Here is a 17,510-nt window from a genome sequence, read left to right as displayed (position 1 = left end):
GGAACCGGTTTTTTTATTGTGTTTATGTGGCTTACTTGAATGCGATCTTACTCAGCTTCGTAATCTTATCGAGGCTACTGTAGTCATATTGATACAGTCCATCGTCGGCAATCATCATCAAGATATTATCAAACGGGATCACATCGTATCCCTCCATGCCGGCATAATGCACCAACCGATTAGCCATCAGTTGTTGTGGATCGCCCACCTTAAACACCTGCAAGCCGTCGTCGCAAAGGAAAAGCGTGCCGTTGTCAATGCCCAGTCCTTTGGGCTTTTTCATATTGTAGGTCACGATATGACGAGGCGAGCGCACATCGCTTACGTCGATAATCATCAACTCATTGTTGTTTTGTCCGCACCAGTTATCGGAATGGATCGTCACATACGCCAGGTCATTTTCGACCACCACCGGGTCGCATCCGAACACATGGCTGACCGTCGACATACGCTCCGGCTTCAGCGGATCGGCCACCGAGTAGATACTCATGCCCGTTGGCGTACCCAAAAACAGACAGTCTTTGTAGGGAAAGATTGTCTCTACGTTCCAATCGACCGGAATACTCTCCACCGCTTTCTTAGGCTGATCGCCCGAGAGATCGAAAATCGCCATATAGTTCTCAATCACCGCGTACAGATAATCCTCGTACAAGCCGAAGCGCGACATAGAACCATTCACACCATTGGTCATACCATCTCCGCTTGAAGCGTAATAGGCACCTGAACTGTCCATCATAGGCATATTATTGTTGTAGCGATAATACTGCACCTCTTCCGATCGTTGAGTCAATTTCCAACCGACAACGATTTGGGTATTTCCCGTCGTTGAGGGGTTACAAAGGGAATAATCATACCCGAATTCATTATCGATCACAGGCAAAGCATCCGGGAAAACACCTTCCAACCGCCCAATGTATTCGGGTTTGGACGGAGTAGCCAGGTCAAACCAAACCAGGTCGATATAGCTGTCGGCATACAGTTTTTCATTCCGCACCGCGATATCCATATTCCCCAACAGTTCAATAAAACCAACCGATTGTGGCTTGGCAGGATTCGTATTGTCGATAATATGAATTCCCTTTTCGGGTTCCGAGATATACAAATAGCCATTGTAGAAACACATCTTGCCATGTGCTTCAATCGCTTCCGAGCGAGTGGTCACCTTGACCGACGAACGAAACTCAGCCATCGACATAAAGACCGGTTCGTTTATCATGTACTCTACACGCTCTTTCACCATATCGCTGCAACTGCTCAAAAGAGAGGCCAGCGTGACAAATGCAAAAAAACTGATTCGTTTCATATTCATTTTAATTATAAGTTTATTATAAAGTCAATCAATAGGGGGGAGGTTTTGTAATATTGGAAGATCCAAGGAGTACCGAAATAAGTATCCAAAGCTCCCCTTCTTAGAAAAGAAGGGGGTGGACCGCTGCTCGCAGCGGTGGGGTAGTTTGAATTCTTGATAAATATTTTTCCTATTCATTTGGTAGTCACAAATACACAAAACAGAATAAATGTGTGATTTTTAATATATCAAACTACCCCACCATCGCAAGCGATGGTCCCCCCCTTCTTTTCTAAGAAGGGGAGCCGAGATAGTGCTTTCTGCAAATCTTCCAATATTTCCTCCAATTCACCAACCCCATATCTAAAAATTCAAAACTGATACCGCACACCAGCTCCGATCCCGAAACCAAATGGCTTCTCTGTGCGACTGCTGATCGGTTGGTTGTTATCAAAATAATAATAGACTTTCGGTTCGCCATATAGGCTCCAGTTGTTATAGAAGCGATAAGAGAGACCAACAGCTCCGTTAAGCGACCATTGCACGCCGCCGATTCGTGTCCGCCCGGTGACGTTTTCGATCCGGTTGCCATAGAATCGTCGCTCAGTATAGATAGAATTAAGTCCCTTCTCAATCATCACCCCGCCCGACAGATAGGCATTCCATCGCCCCTGGTTCCATACATTCGCTACCAGATTGACCGGAATACCCAGGTAATGAAGTTCCACCTGTCCTTCCAAGGTCCGGCTTCGATGCCCCGACATTTTGGTTGAAAGGTAGGTGTAGACCAGTCCTGACTCGATGGCCCATGTCCGGTTGATAGGGATGCGGGCAACCAGGCCGAAAGAGAGCGGTAGGGCATAATCAATGTCGGTGAAATCTTCAGAATTCAGGCCGCTAGAAGTATTAAATGCCGGATGATTGGGAATGGGAATACTTCCTCCACTGCTGAAATCTTCTTGGGGCAAAGTTTGCTCGGTAGAGAAAAAACCAAGCGATCCACTCTGCCCGGTGCCCACCGCTGCGGCCACCAGCCAGTTGCCTTCCCTCTTTTTCCGCACGGTTTCCCGGCGAGAGGTAAATCGGCGTTCCGCCGGTTCCCGTTCGGGCGTAGGCGTTCTCCTTTTGTCGGCTTCTTCTTTCTTGGGGGCAGGTTCCTCTTTTTCATTAGGTTCAACCGCTATCGGCTCTTCGTCCGAAATGGTATGAGGCGCAGTTGGCTCTTCTTTTTCCGCAACAGCAGCCAGTAAACGGCCGGTCGACCGGGGAGAAACCTTTTCCTTTTCAGCGGAAACAGTTATCGGTTCTTCGATCACCTCCGTCGTTGTCACCTCCGAAGTCGATGAATCCGTTTTCGGCTGTTCGGCTAATGCAGGAACCGGCTCTTCGCTCTCCGTCTGCGGAAAGAATATCCAGAGCATACCCGTCAGCAAAGCAGCAGCCAACAGACCGATGATCCAGCCGGTTCGCCCTTTTTTCCTTTCGTTCAGGCGCGATTCCAAGCTCTCCCAGAGATCCGGTTCGACCGGCATCCGGTGATCTTCCAGCCTTCCTTTCAGATAACTGCTGAACGGGTCTGGCAAATCGTTATGTTCTACTTTGTCTGACATGATCTTTATCAATTAAAGAAAGTACACTTTTTTGTAAGGCATTCCTTGCCCGGATAAACTGCGTACGCGAGGTGATCTCGCTTACACCGAGTATCTGAGCGATCTCTTTATGCGAAAACCCTTCAATGGCATACATATTGAATACGGTTCGGTAGCCATCCGGCAATTGAGCAACGCATCGCATCAATTCCTCGGTTGACAGGCGGTCTAAGGCCGATTCATCCATTTGCATGGATTGAATAGCGGCATCATCGATATTCACACTGAGCTTCAACGCGTCCGTTGTTCGAAGATACTCCAGGGCCGTCGTCACGAACACCCGGCGCATCCAGGCACCTAACGCCCCTTTCCCTGCATACTCTCCGAATTTGGTAAACACTTTTATAAATCCGTCCTGAAGCAGGTCGCGAGCCGTTTCACGGTTGTTGACGTAACGCATACAAACGCTCATCATGAGAGGAGCATAGATCTCGTATAATTCTTTACGAGCCCATGATTCACCTTGCCTGCATCCGTCAATCAACTGCTGTTCTTTCATAAGTACTTATGCTCACTATCTCTTTGATGAAAATAGAAGAAAAATAGTTGCATCAAAGATATTTTTTTTAATGAAGATATCCCTGAAAAGCGAAAACCCAAAATATCATTTTGATATTTCGGCAGGACTTTTTCCCCGAAAACCCGGGACTTTGGAGACAAACTCCCGGGAGAAACATTTTTTAACAAACCGAAGTGTAAGCAAAAAGATGCCATTTGCTTAGAAAATAGCCTCCGTTGCTTACACTTTGATTTTCGCATTTTCATCCGTTTTTTAGGCAAGATGGCAAAAAAAACCCGCACGAGGTATATATCCTGTGCGGGTTAAAGAAACGGAGGCCCGATTCGTTTTCGGACTGATTTTAGAGTAATTGTTTATTTCAGAAAAGGTTTCATCTTCATATATATGCGATAATCTTTGATCATTCCCGTCGCATTGGCTTCGGCACGCGGCAGATAAGAGAAACCGGTGATGGTTTTCTCTTCACCCAGATCAATCACCAACTGGTGTGGATAGGGAGCCTTTGTATTGGAATAATCGGTATGCCAGAAGGTGGATTCCTGCAGGTCGAACACATTGGTGGCAATATTATTTGCCTCATTGGTCTCTTCGCTGTCGGCATAATACACCTTCCAGTGCTGACGGGACACCGGCTTACCATCTTCTCCAAGGAGTTCCAGTTCGGCCATAGCGGCATAATTGTCGCCTCCGTGCGCGTTGAGCGCCTCTATAGCAAAGTAACGTATCTTCTCCGCTTTGCCGAATGTCACATGTTGCCATCCGTGACCTGGGCGGAAGCTTCCTTTATAGGCTACTTTTTCGCCCGACAGATCCAGGTTTTCACCCAGCTTACGATGGGTATAGGCGCCATTGCCGCGCAACATATCGAGGATCGGCTGGCGCAGTCCGGCAACGGTTGCTTTCGTGGGGGATGCCAGGTCGAAAATGATGATTTCGTTTTCTCCTTTTTTCAGCCAGCAACCCGGCATATAGAGTGTTTGTTGCGGACCAATCTCCCAGTAGCGTCCGATAGCGTAGCCGTTGATCCACACCATGCCTTTGCTCCAGTTGCGCATATCGATAAAGGTATCGCCCACCTTATCCAGGGTGAAGGTGCCTTTGTAATATGCCGGCATATCTTTTGCGATGCCGCCGGATTGGTAGTTTTTCCCTTGCACAAAAGAGAGATCTACCGGGAAATTATAGACCAGCCAGTTGGTTAGTTCGGTTGTTTCCTTGCCATTGACCAGTTCTACCTTCTCGGTAATGCCTTTCCAGTCGTAGATACCTTTCCCGAAATTCATACGCCCCATCGGTTCCACCAGAATATCTAACACCGCTCCCTCTTTGACCGCCGGCAGATTCACCATGCCTTCGCCTTTCATGCGGCTGAGAGTGGCAATCTTTTCTCCGTCGAGGAACACCTGTGTCCAGTCGTGTGCCTCGGTGATAATCAATGACTGGGGCTTGTCGCAGGCCTTCAGGGTGGTGCGATAGAGAATACTTCCCCACCCCTGATCGAAGCATTCCATCGATTGAATCTTTTCGCTCAGCTTCGCCTCGGGCAAATTATCAAATAAAGGTGCTACCTCCGTGAGTTCGAACTCCGGAATCGCTATGGTCGGAATGGAATCGGGTATTTTACTTAGCTTTTCTCCTTTCGGCAGGTATCGTTCGAGCAGTTGGCGTACTTCGTAGAATTTAGGCGTCACGTTTCCCGATTCGTTGATCGGCGCGTCGTAGTCGTACGAGGTGCAGGTAGGAGAGAAATTCGGGAAGTTGGCTCCGGCCCAATGTCCGAAACTGGTGCCGCCATGTGTCATATAAAGGCTGAACGAGATGTTTTTGTCGAGCATCTCTTTCATGCCGTTCACCAAGGCTTCGGCGCTACGGGTTTCGTGTTGCGCTCCCCAGTGGTCGAACCATCCCGACCAGAACTCGCTACACATAAGCGGAGTAGTAGGGCGCAATTCTTTCAGCCGTTCGAATTGTTGGTCGATGTTGGCGCCTGTGCCGAAGTTGATAGTCCAGACAAGATCATCCAGGGCGTTGTTTTCGAAGTTGGAGTTCCAGTCGCATTGGAACAGAGGAACGTCTGTAAAACCGCTCTCTTTCACGATATCGCGTATTTCAGCGATATAAGGCTTATCGACACCGAAAGCTCCATATTCGTTTTCCACCTGCACCATGATGATGTTTCCGCCGCGCGTGATCTGCTGGTCGGCTAATTGCTTACCCACCTCATGCATAAACAGGCGGGTACGCTCCATATAATAGGGATCCGACTCGCGCAGTTTGATATCCTTTTTCTTGAGCAACCACCAGGGGAGTCCGCCCATTTCCCATTCGGCACATACGTATGGACCGGGACGTACGATCACGTTGAGCCCGTGTTTCTGCGCCAGACGACAGAAGGCCGCGATATCTTTTTGTCCGGTGAAGTCATATTGTCCCTCTTCCGGTTCGTGATAATTCCAGAAAATATAGAGGCAAACGGTATTCATGCCGAGCGCTTTCGACATTTGTATGCGATGTTCCCAGTATTCTTTCGGTATACGGGGGTAATGAATCTCCGCCGCTTTTATAACGTAAGGCTCACCGTTCAACAGGAAGGTGTTTTCCCCGATCTCGAATGTCCCGATCTTGGGGGAGCATCCGGTCATGATCAATAAAAGACAGAAGAATAATAAAATGTTTCTTTTCATTTTGTGTGCGTCATTAAACTGTTGGCAAAAATCCTAATAAAAAAAGTAATAGTTGTGTGTGAAATGGTTCAAAAAGGGCGAATTCTGAATCAAACGAATAAAAATATGCGTGAGGAGAGCCTCACGCATATCTTATATCATAACGAAGGAGTCACCTGTTTGATACTGCCGTCTTCGTTGAATTCCATTTTGTCCATACATACTTCGCGGTAGATTCCCGGATAAGGCATTTTAATGCCGTTTGGGCGCGAGATGCGATGATAGACAATATACCACTCGTCGGTTCCCGGCACCTGCAAGATGGAGTTGTGCCCCGTGCCATAGATTCCCCTGGAGGGATCCAGCGTAATCACGACATTGTTCTCGGGAATAGTCAATGGTCCCAGGGGCGATTTGGCTGTCGCGTAGCGAACTTTATAGTTCGGGCTGCCCGTATCGTCTTCCGACCATAAGAAATAATACAATCCGTTCCGATAGAAAACATAAACGGCTTCCCGGAATGTTTTATCCGGAGTCATAACTTTCATGGTTTTCTTATTAATCGAAACCATATCTTTGTTGAGCTGGGCAGCGCCCAGATAGCCATTACCCCAATAGAGATAATACTTTTTCCCTACCGGGTCAAAGAATACATCCGGGTCGATCTCCTGTCCTCGGTTGATGCCTTCCGGTTTGAAATCAATCAACGGCTTGCCGGAATCCACAAAAGGACCTGCCGGATCGTCGGCCACAGCGACACCGATCTTTTTCGGTTCTCCCGGTTTGCCTCCGCTGAAGTAGTAATAATATTTGTATTTGTTCTTACCCTCTTCCTTCTCGATGATACAAGGTGCCCAGGCATTTCCGTCAGCCCAGGATACATCGGTGCGATGATTCAGGATAACGGCCTCCTCTGTCCACTCTTTCAGGTCGGGCGAAGAGAATGTTTTGAAGTAATAGCCACCCCAGCCCTCAAAGCCGTCACTGGTCGGATAAATATAGTATTTCCCGGTTTTCTTGGAATACATCACTTCCGGATCGGCATAATAGCCCTCGATGATCGGATTCACATCTGTCGGCATCTCAAAGCCTTCGGGCACCCCCCAACGGTCGGTGAGGGCTTTCAATTCGCGGCGGGTTACCGGGATGATAGAGCCATGACGCGGGTGGAAATTCATAGAGATCTCCTGATCGATCACCCGGAACACATCCAGGTCTTTGCTTTCGCAGAACTGATACTTGCCTTTCGTATAGACATCATACATCAGGATGTAGGTGTCGGAGTTGATCAATTTGAACAGGCTCGATCCTTCCACCGCATCGCGTGTCTGTTGCTTATACCCTGGCTGCTCGATCCATTTGTCGACGCCCAATTCGTCGGTGATCGCCAGACGAAGCCCATTACCATGTCCTTCCGTTTTGTAGAACATATAATAAAGTCCGTTTTTATAGACCACATCACCATCAATACAGGATTTCCCGTTCTTGGGCGTGAAGAATACCTTCGGCTCGCCCTCCAGATCAGTAAAGTCTTCATTGGTGTATGCATAATAGATGATATCCGGACCATCTCCATGTTTCATAGACCAGTAAACCATATATTTCCCGGCATGCGGGTCGAAAATGGTTTGTGGCGCCCAGACACGTTTGAGGTTTTCCTGGTTCGGATACTTCTGCTGGATGTTGATCACACTCGATGTCCAGTTGATCAGGTCGTTGGACTTCAATAATACCATCGCCCGGTTGGAGTCCCACCCCTTGGAAGAGGTCATATCGGTCACCACCATATAGAATGTCTTGCCATCTGCCGCGCGCAGGATATGCGGGTCGCGAACACCTCCGGTAGAGCTGATCTGCTTGGAGTCCAGGATAGGCTGGTTATTATTGAGCGCGAGGTAGTTGTAACCATCCCGGCTGATGGCGTAGCAAACCGCTTCCTGTTCCACTTTATTGCCTAAGAAATAGGCAAACAGATAACCGGCAAAATCCTTTTCCTCCGGACCGGTTTTGTATTCCTGCCCGTAGCTCAGCGCAGTGCCGAACAACAGGAGGAATACAAAGATTGTCCATTTATTTTTCTTCATCTTTTCTTATTTTATTTTCAGACGTATGACAGAAAATGAATAAGCCGGCAGTTCATACTTGAGCTGTGAAGAAACTTCGAGGCTTGATGCGGTCGGTCTGGCATCCCGGTCTTCCGGATCTCCCTGAAGCACATATACGGCTGCCTGGTTTTCGGCCGGTTCCATATTCGACAGGTCGATCGTAGAAGCTACGCTCACCGGCAGGAGATTGGCTATCTTAATAATCAGATCGTTGGTTGCCTGGTCGATCACGAAAGAGGTAGCCACACGCTTACGGATATCCGGGCGGTTGTTAGACATCTTTACCTGGCTTGTCAGGTACTCATTCCCGCTATGTTCGCCAAACAGTTTCTGCACGAAATAGCCTACCGTCGGTTTAATCTCCGTATTGGTGAAATAGATCAGATCCGGATTCCACTGCGTATGTCCCTCTTTCCCCAACAGCGGAGCGTAGGAGGTCATCGCCACAATGTCGGCGTTGCGTTCCACGTTGATCAGGTGCAGGGCTTCGCAAAGAGCTGCCTCCAGGTTATTATAACGGCTGGGCACATGCGCGGCGTATTCACCCAGGTACACCTGTGGTTTACTGCGGTCATAGCGGTCGTAGTAATCCTGGTTGTTGATAAACCATCCCGGTGACTGGTAGTAATGCTCGTCGACCATGGGCAGGTCTATCTTGGAAGCCAGCTCCCATCCTTCCACGTAGTCGGTTCCTTCAAAGAAGGGACCAACTGTACCGATCACAATGATCTCCGGGTATTTCGCTTTGATGGCATCGTTGATCATCCTGAATCGCTCTTCGAACACATCGGTAATCAGGTCTTCATTGCCGACACCGAGGTATTTCAGATTGAACGGTTTCGGATGTCCGGCAGCCGCGCGTTTGCGTCCCCATTCCGATTTAGCATCGCCGTTAGCATATTCAATCAGGTTCAGGATGCTCTGTACATACTCATCCATTTCGCACATAGGGATACCTCCCTGTTGCCCGCCGATCGGGTGATTATGCTTAGCGGAGTTCTGGCAGGGCACACCAGCGGCAACCACCGGTAGCGGTTCGGCTCCTAAGTCTTCACAGAACTGAAAATACTCGAAGTAACCCAATCCGGCGCTCTGGTGATAGCCCCATAGGTTCGACTGTGGCTTGCGCTCTTCCAGGTTACCGATCGTATTTTCCCAACGATAGATGTTCTCTATGCCGTTACCATGCGCCACACATCCTCCGGGGAAACGCACAAAACGTGGTTTCATATCCGCGATCACCTGTGCCAGGTCTGCACGAAGTCCGTTCTTTCTTCCCTTGAATGTCTTTTGCGGGAAGAGAGAGATCATATCCAGGTCAACGCGTCCTGTTTGTTGTGGAATGACTTCCAGGCGAGCATCGCTGGTGGTTTGTTTGGCTGTGATCACCACCTGCAGCTTTTTCCATTCCTTCGGGACAGTAGAGGTCGAGGCTTCAGCGTAGACTTCGCCGTTTTTGCCGGTCAGGCGAATAAGCAATTTCCCTCTTTTGGCTTCCTGGCTACGGACGAACAGCGAGAAGTCATATTTATCTCCTGCCTTCAGGGCTATCCCGTCGAATCCTTCGTTTACCAACGCCGCTCCGGCTTGTTTGATAGTCAATGCCGCGTAATGGCTGTTGTTCTCATGGATTGGCGAAGAGGTCTCAATATTGAAATCGATCTCTCCTGCTTTCACCGACCAGGCCTTTTTACTGTCCCATTCCGGATCTCTTCTATTCTCTTCCGGCTGGTATTCGAAATCACGGTTTTGAATCAGTTCGGCATACAAGCCGCCATCGGCCGCATAGTTGATATCTTCAAAAAAGATACCCATCAACAGGTCACTGATCGGCTTCTTCTTTTCCGGTTGGAGCGAGATCGTAGCTGTTACCGGCGTGCGCATCACCGCCGGATCCATCGCTACGCGTTCGTTTCGGAGTATACCGGCGTATGCTGCCAGTTGTTGTGCCTTCTGCAACTTATCGATCACCGACCAGGCCACCCGGTGGAGTGTACCTGTCTCCTTCGCGCCATCAATAAGCAATTCGATCTTATTACTTTGGCGTGAATTGATTTTCTGAATCGGGCTGTATGCCTTGAAGTCCTTTGTCGTGCTACGGTAGACACCGCTCTTCCCCGGTTTGTTGCTCTCCCAGGTTACAACATATTCCTTTAAGCCTGCATCGTAGGTGATATCGGGTTTCAGGCAATTCCCTTCGGGCATAATAATCGGGTAGGACTGAGGTCCCCAGTAAACCAAATCCGGTGAGGAGGCATGCGCGAAGGCAGCATCCCGGTCGTTCAGCTCCCATACACACTGCCAGGAACCATCCGGTGCTTGGAACAATACAGGCGCATACATCCGTTTTTCCGAACCCCAGGCACTGTAATCGCTTTTGACAAAACTATGTTCCGGTCCTATCTGATGCCAGGATGCCTGATCGATGCTCCAGGCAAAAAACAATCCGCCGCCACCTTTCATCGCTTCGCTTGTGTAGGCAAAGATATAAGCCGAGTCCGGTTCGTTGGCACGGATCGTAAATTGCGTGGAGGTGTAACTAATGATTCCAATAACAAGTAATAGTCTGGAAAAAGTTTTTTTGAATCTCATGTCGTTATATCTTACAAGTGGTTACCTTATTTTACCTCTAACTGAATGATCGACATAGCCGGCACCTTCATCACCAGTTTGCCGTCCTTGATCTTCGCGCCTGTGAAGGCTTGCGGTTTGATCAGATCAGGTTTTTCAAACGTGTTGTGATCGTTTACCTTAGCAGAAGTAAGAATACGTGCATTTACGTTTTTCAGATTCATGCCCGACACATCGATGGTTACATCATAGCTCTTGTCCAGATCGATATTGGTCAGCGAGATATTGGTTACTCCGTTCTTCTGGGAGGCGGTAGCATCGACCACTTTCACCTCTCTGCCCCGAATTTCTTTCGTAGATGTGATGATATCCAATGGCAGGTAGGTAGCTTCCTGGTGTACTTTATACATGTCGAATACATGATAGGAGGGGGTCAACACCATTTTGTCATCTTTCGTCAGGATCATCGATTGCAATACGTTGACGATTTGCGCAATGTTGGCCATCTGGATGCGGTCGGTATATTTATGGAATACGCCGAATGTCAAAGCAGCCACAAAGGCGTCGCGCATCGTACTCTGTTGGAAAAGGAATCCGGGGTTAGTGCCGGGTTCTACATCAAACCAGGTACCCCATTCGTCGACCATCAGACCTACCCGTTTCTCTTTATCATATTTATCCATGATCTCCATGTGTTTCAGGATCACCTCTTCGATCTCGAGGCTCTTACCGATGATCCAGTAATAATCATCCGGTGTAAACTTCGTTGCCGAGCCTTTGCTTCCGCTCCAGCCGGTCACGGTATAATAATGTAAAGAAAGACCGTGCATTTTGGTGCCCACTTTATTCATCAATACATCTGTCCAGTTATAATCGTAATCGCTGGCACCACTACCGATCTTAAACAGGCGGTTACCATCGAAATTGCGGCAATACACCGCATAACGTCTGTAGAGGTCGGCATAGTATTCGGGAAGCATATCGCCACCACATCCCCAGCTTTCATTGCCGATACCGATGTATTTTACTTTCCAGGCTTTGTCGCGTCCGTTCTGGCGGCGCAGGTTTGCCATCGGGCTGTCGCCGTCGGAGGTCATATATTCCACCCACTTAGCCAACTCTTCCACGCTGCCGCTACCTACGTTGCCGCTGATGTAAGGCTCACATTCGAGCAATTCACACAGGTTCAGGAATTCATGTGTACCAAAACTATTATCTTCTACAACGCCACCCCAGTTGTTGTTCACCATCTTAGGGCGGTTCTCACGCGGACCGATACCGTCCATCCAGTGGTATTCATCGGCAAAGCATCCTCCCGGCCAGCGCAGATTTGGAATATTCAGTTCCTTTAATGCCTGCAATACATCATTGCGATATCCATTTGTGTTGGGAATGGGAGAATCTTCTCCGACCCATAATCCACCGTAGATACAATTGCCCAAATGCTCGGCAAATTGTCCGTAAATGTGTTTGCTGATAACGCGCTCACCCTTTTCCGGGTAAATTCTGATTTGTACATCCTTTTGTTGTGCTGTAACACCTAATGCAACTAAAAGGAAAGTTGCCAGGCTAACCAATTTCTTTTTCATGATACTTATACAATTTGTTTTTCGGTGGCTAAAATATATATTTATTTTGTGATAAGTGTAAAAAACACAATCATTTTTGGGAGACAAATCAATCAAATAGGGTGGACGATTATGTCAAATCAGGTTTTCGGTGGAGGAAGAGTGGCTTCCAAAGTGCTATTTTACAAGCGAATCCAGTTCGAATACATAAATCATTTGTGGGTCTATATTTGCTTTTCCTTCTCCATCTATCTGCATGCTGTTTTGAACAAACAGATGGCATTTCCCCTCTTCCTGCCACAGGGTGGTATCAAAACTGGGTTCCCATGAATCAACGGAGAAGGCAGAAAGATCAGTCAGTTGCCACTCGTTCTTTTCGATCTGCCGACAGGTGGCGAGCGACACCTTCGAGGCGCGCTCCTCGTCGCGGAAGATCAGGTAGAGCGACGCCCGCTCCCCTTTGCCTACGATCAATTGGGGACGCGAGATAGGTATCTTTTTGGTGCCTCCTCCCTTGAGAGTGAAAGGCGTAGTGCGAAATCCGAGGTTTAATGCCTGCCATTTCCCTTCATATTGATACACGACATGGTATTGCGGAACAGCACTGTTTTGCTCACGCCAGTAGGTGGCGATATAGGGATATCCGTTTTCATCGGTGGTCATCGAGGTCTGGTTGATCAATTCGCTCTCCTGCGGAATAGGACAGACAACTTCCGCATTCTCTTGCCGGATAGGAAGGGTATAGGGTTCGTTTTGCGAGGTAAGCCATGTTTTCCCTCCGTCGGTCGATTTGGCATAACAAAGGTCGTGGTTGGTCTCTACCAGCCAGGACTCACGCCATACCCAGGAAACATGTATCACCCCTTTCGGATCGACGCAGGCCTGCCAGTAGGCGTTTCGTTTGTTCTCCCCATCGATAAGGTTATTTTGCACGCGCGTCCATTTTTTTGTTTCCGTCGAGTAGCGGTTCATCACCAGGTTACCGCGTCCCGAGCTACCGTCGCGGTACATAAAGAATAACCCACCGTCGGGCATACGGAAAAACTCCGGATAGGTGACGTTCTCTTCGGTCTCGCCGGTCATCGGTTGTTTTTCTCCCAGGGCGATCGAGTAGGGGGCAACTCCTTTGGCATAGCGCAATTCGTTGCCATGATGATCCCAGGAAACATGCAAGAAACCATCACCGTCGACCATGATCGATATCACATTATGCGCGTCACTAACATTTCCTTTATAGGGCGACTGTTGCAGTTTCCACTCTTTTTCGCCCAGTTGGCGTTTGCCTAATACCATATATCCCTCCTGATTGTAGAAGGCAATAAACTGGGTATCCTGAAAAGAGGCGAGGGAATTTTTGCGGAAAACCGCCGTGTTGACAGAGTTGTTTGCCCAGCCTTCCGCCACCGGAATCATGTTTTGTGCCTCCAGGCAGGCGGGAACCAAACAAAGGAACGCGGATAGGATCATCTCTTTTATATTCATGATGCCGTTGAATTTGAATTGATGCTGCAAAAATCCGAAAAATAAAACAGAATCGGATACTCCAATGGATAAAATGTTAAAATGGCGATTGTAAGCAAAAAGGCCGTTTTACTTACAAATCCATACGTTAAAAAGTGTTTCTCCCGGGAGTTTGCAAAAATACTCCCGCCTTTTTGCGCGCAAACTCCTGCGAAAATTACAAATCGTAAGTTTGGGGTTTGGTCGAAATCGGATGAATTAACATTTGTTCACGATTGATGTGTAGGTCGGCTGTGTTAAATAATGCTAATAATATTAAACAAAGATAACCTCTATCTTATATATAATGCTGAAAATAACTACCTTTGCCCCGTTTTAGCGCTAAAAATATCGCATTTATTAGGCATAACTCATTGGTTATACGGGAATAATGTGTATCTTTGCAGCCCTGAAAAACAGGAAAGAATTTATTTAGAGATCAAATATTTAAAGTTTAAAAGAAGAAAGAAATGCCTACAATTCAACAATTAGTTAGAAAAGGAAGGGAATCTTTGGTAGAAAAGGGTAAATCGCCTGCGCTGGATGCATGTCCTCAGAGACGTGGTGTTTGCGTACGTGTTTACACGACAACTCCGAAAAAGCCGAACTCTGCGATGCGTAAAGTAGCCAGGGTACGTTTGACAAACACCAAGGAGGTGAATGCTTACATTCCGGGTGAAGGACACAACTTGCAGGAACACTCCATCGTATTGGTGCGTGGTGGTCGTGTAAAAGACCTTCCGGGGGTACGTTATCACATCGTTCGTGGTACGTTGGATACAGCAGGAGTTAACGGTCGTACGCAACGTCGTTCCAAATACGGTGCTAAACGTCCGAAAGCTGCTAAGAAGTAATTCATCCCCCTTCAAACTGAGATTTAGAAATTTAGTAATTAAAGCAGTTTGAGTATTTGGATATATGAGGTTGAGTAAACGGTTCGGAGGAACTTGTTGAAGACTGAACAACCAAAGACAAGAACAAAATTTTTGAGAAAAAAATGAGAAAAACAAAACCAAAGAAAAGACAGATCCTCCCGGATCCGGTCTTCGGTGATGTAAAGGTGACGAGATTCGTCAACCATTTGATGTATGATGGAAAGAAAAGTATTTCTTTCACCATCTTTTATTCCGCTTTGGAAACTGTGAAGGCTAAATTGCCTAATGAAGAAAAATCTCCCCTTGAGATTTGGAAAGCCGCTCTCGACAATATCACTCCTCAAGTCGAAGTAAAGTCACGCCGTGTAGGTGGTGCCACTTTCCAGGTTCCTACAGAGATCCGTCCTGATCGTAAAGAGTCCGTTTCAATGAAAAATATGATCCTGTACGCTCGTAAGCGTGGAGGAAAGACCATGGCTGATAAATTGGCTGCAGAGATTGTCGATGCATTCAACAACCAGGGTGGTGCGTTCAAACGTAAAGAAGATATGCACCGTATGGCGGAAGCTAACCGTGCTTTCGCACATTTCAGATTTTAATTTATAGGCAATTAATAGGAAAATAGTAAAAAATGGCAAGCAAAGCTGACGAACAATTAAAGTATACCAGAAACTTGGGGATTATGGCCCACATTGATGCGGGAAAGACAACGACTTCAGAGCGTATTCTTTTCTATACCGGTTTGACTCATAAGATCGGTGAAACGCACGACGGGACAGCTACCATGGACTGGATGGCACAGGAGCAGGAACGTGGGATCACGATCACTTCTGCGGCCACCACTACTTTCTGGAACTACGAAGACGATAAATTTAAGATCAACCTGATTGATACTCCGGGACACGTTGACTTTACCGTTGAGGTAGAGCGTTCATTGCGTGTGTTGGATGGTGCTGTTGCTACGTTTTGTGCCGTTGGTGGTGTAGAACCCCAATCGGAAACCGTATGGCGTCAGGCTGACAAATACATGGTACCCAGAATCGGCTATGTAAATAAAATGGACCGTTCAGGCGCCAACTACTTCGAGGTAGTGCGTCAGGTGAAAGATGTTTTAGGTGCGAATCCTTGTCCGATCCAGATCCCTATCGGCGCGGAAGAAAAGTTCCGTGGCTGTATCGACCTGGTGACGATGAAAGCGCTTTTCTGGCATGACGAAACCATGGGAGCTGAATACTCTGTTGAAGAGATCCCGGCTGACCTGGTTGGAGAAGCTGACGAATGGCGTGACAAGATGCTGGAAGTACTGGCTGAATGCGACGACACGTTGATGGAAAAATATTTCGATGATCCTTCTACTATCACAGAAGATGAGATCCGCGTAGCGATCCGTAAAGGAACATTGGCTATGCAGATCAATCCGATGATTTGTGGTTCATCCTTTAAGAACAAAGGTGTTCAGCCGCTGTTGGACGCTGTTTGTGCTTACCTGCCGAGCCCGGCAGACGTGGATGTGATCGAAGGTACGGATCCGAACGATTCTGAAAAGGTGATCACGCGCAAGCCGATCTACGAAGAACCATTGACCGCTTTGGCATTTAAGATTGCAACCGACCCCTATGTAGGCCGTTTGTGTTTCTTCCGTGTATATGCCGGTAAGCTGGATGCAGGTTCTTATATCTACAACAGCCGTACAGGCAAAAAAGAACGTATCTCTCGTCTGTTCCAGATGCACTCCAACAAGCAGAACCCAATGGAAATGATTGGTTGTGGTGACATCGGCGCAGGAGTAGGTTTCAAAGATATCCGTACAGGTGACACATTGTGTGATGAAAATCACCCGATCACGCTGGAGTCTATGGAGTTCCCGGAACCGGTTATCGGTATCGCCGTAGAGCCTAAGACACAGAAAGACTTGGATCGTCTGGGTATGGGTCTTGGTAAACTGGCCGAAGAGGATCCTACGTTCCGCGTACAGACCAACGAAGATACGGGTCAGACCGTGATCAGTGGTATGGGTGAGCTTCACCTGGATATCATTATCGACCGTCTGCGTCGTGAATTCAAGGTAGAATGTAACCAGGGACGTCCGCAGGTTACTTATAAAGAAGCCATCTCACAAGCTGTTGAGTTGCGCGAGGTATATAAGAAACAATCCGGGGGTCGTGGTAAGTTTGCTGATATCATCGTACGCGTTGAACCGGCTGACGAAGACTTTGAAGGTACACTGCAATTCATCGACCAGGTGAAGGGTGGTAATATTCCGAAAGAATTTATCCCTTCTGTACAGAAAGGTTTCGAAAAGGCGATGAAGAATGGTGTATTAGCAGGTTATCCGCTGGATCAATTGAAGGTGACATTGATCGATGGTTCGTTCCACGCGGTCGACTCCGACCAGTTGTCTTTCGAGATCGCTGCTATCCAGGCATTCAAAGAAGCATCGGCTAAGGCCGCTCCGATCCTGTTGGAACCGATCATGAAAATTGAAGTGGTTACTCCGGAAGAGAGCATGGGGGATGTGATTGGTGACTTGAACAAACGTCGTGGTCAGGTAGAAGGTATGGAATCAAGCCGTACCGGTGCCCGTATCGTAAAGGCGAAAGTACCTTTGGCAGAAACCTTCGGGTATGTAACTGCTCTGCGTACGATCACTTCTGGACGCGCTACCTCGTCTATGCATTTCTCTCACTATTCACCGGTATCTTCGGCTATCGCTAAACAGGTACTGACGGAAGTTCAGGGACGCGTAGATCTGATAAAATAAAACAAAAGCA

The 17,510-nt window shown here is 47.8% G+C and carries 11 protein-coding genes; 3 read left to right on the top strand and 8 right to left on the bottom strand.

The window, feature by feature from the left end; all coding sequences use genetic code 11:
• Positions 1–31: 31 nt before the first annotated feature.
• The 8 genes from M2137_RS00590 to M2137_RS00555 all read right to left on the bottom strand — a co-directional run bounded on the left by M2137_RS00590 (position 32) and on the right by M2137_RS00555 (position 13,846).
• Positions 32–1,303, bottom strand: a complete 1,272-nt coding sequence (locus M2137_RS00590) for a hypothetical protein (protein WP_280764522.1) — start codon at positions 1,301–1,303, stop codon at positions 32–34.
• A gap of 356 nt (positions 1,304–1,659) precedes the next feature.
• On the bottom strand, positions 1,660–2,898 hold the full coding sequence (locus M2137_RS00585; RefSeq protein WP_280764521.1) for a porin family protein: 1,239 nt from the start codon (positions 2,896–2,898) through the stop codon (positions 1,660–1,662).
• Positions 2,876–3,436, bottom strand: coding sequence for a sigma-70 family RNA polymerase sigma factor (locus M2137_RS00580; protein WP_280764520.1), 561 nt, complete (start codon positions 3,434–3,436; stop codon positions 2,876–2,878). The genes M2137_RS00585 and M2137_RS00580 overlap by 23 nt, the downstream gene beginning before the upstream one ends.
• A 374-nt stretch (positions 3,437–3,810) precedes the next feature.
• Positions 3,811–6,141, bottom strand: a complete 2,331-nt coding sequence (locus M2137_RS00575; RefSeq protein ID WP_280764519.1) for a beta-galactosidase — start codon at positions 6,139–6,141, stop codon at positions 3,811–3,813.
• Positions 6,142–6,278: 137 nt separating this feature from the next.
• The gene (locus M2137_RS00570; protein ID WP_280764518.1) at positions 6,279–8,204 is read right to left on the bottom strand and encodes a family 43 glycosylhydrolase; all 1,926 of its coding nucleotides are present in this window, start codon (positions 8,202–8,204) and stop codon (positions 6,279–6,281) included.
• Positions 8,205–8,210: 6 nt separating this feature from the next.
• Positions 8,211–10,817: an alpha-L-arabinofuranosidase C-terminal domain-containing protein gene (locus M2137_RS00565; RefSeq protein WP_280764517.1), complete on the bottom strand. Its 2,607-nt coding sequence runs from the start codon at positions 10,815–10,817 to the stop codon at positions 8,211–8,213.
• A 26-nt stretch (positions 10,818–10,843) separates the two neighbouring features.
• Positions 10,844–12,385, bottom strand: a complete 1,542-nt coding sequence (locus M2137_RS00560) for an alpha-L-arabinofuranosidase C-terminal domain-containing protein (RefSeq protein ID WP_280764516.1) — start codon at positions 12,383–12,385, stop codon at positions 10,844–10,846.
• A gap of 156 nt (positions 12,386–12,541) precedes the next feature.
• A complete protein-coding gene (locus tag M2137_RS00555) occupies positions 12,542–13,846 on the bottom strand; it encodes a BNR repeat-containing protein (protein WP_280764515.1) in 1,305 nt (434 codons plus the stop codon).
• Positions 13,847–14,334: 488 nt separating this feature from the next.
• Here M2137_RS00555 and rpsL point away from each other — a divergent pair, with 488 nt between their 5' ends.
• The 3 genes from rpsL (at position 14,335) to fusA (ending at position 17,500) form a co-directional block, all read left to right on the top strand.
• Positions 14,335–14,718: a 30S ribosomal protein S12 gene (gene rpsL / locus M2137_RS00550; RefSeq protein ID WP_280764514.1), complete on the top strand. Its 384-nt coding sequence runs from the start codon at positions 14,335–14,337 to the stop codon at positions 14,716–14,718.
• Between the two features lie 143 nt (positions 14,719–14,861).
• The gene (rpsG, locus tag M2137_RS00545) at positions 14,862–15,338 is read left to right on the top strand and encodes a 30S ribosomal protein S7 (protein ID WP_280750282.1); all 477 of its coding nucleotides are present in this window, start codon (positions 14,862–14,864) and stop codon (positions 15,336–15,338) included.
• 32 nt (positions 15,339–15,370) lie between these two features.
• On the top strand, positions 15,371–17,500 hold the full coding sequence (gene fusA / locus M2137_RS00540; protein ID WP_280764513.1) for an elongation factor G: 2,130 nt from the start codon (positions 15,371–15,373) through the stop codon (positions 17,498–17,500).
• The last annotated feature ends 10 nt before the right edge of the window (positions 17,501–17,510 follow it).

Source organism: Parabacteroides sp. PFB2-10 (assembly GCF_029893085.1).
In the GTDB taxonomy this organism is placed as follows: Bacteria; Bacteroidota; Bacteroidia; order Bacteroidales; family Tannerellaceae; genus QVMG01.
Note: the sequence above shows the minus strand (reverse complement) of the source record. Positions and strands in the feature narration are given on the sequence as shown.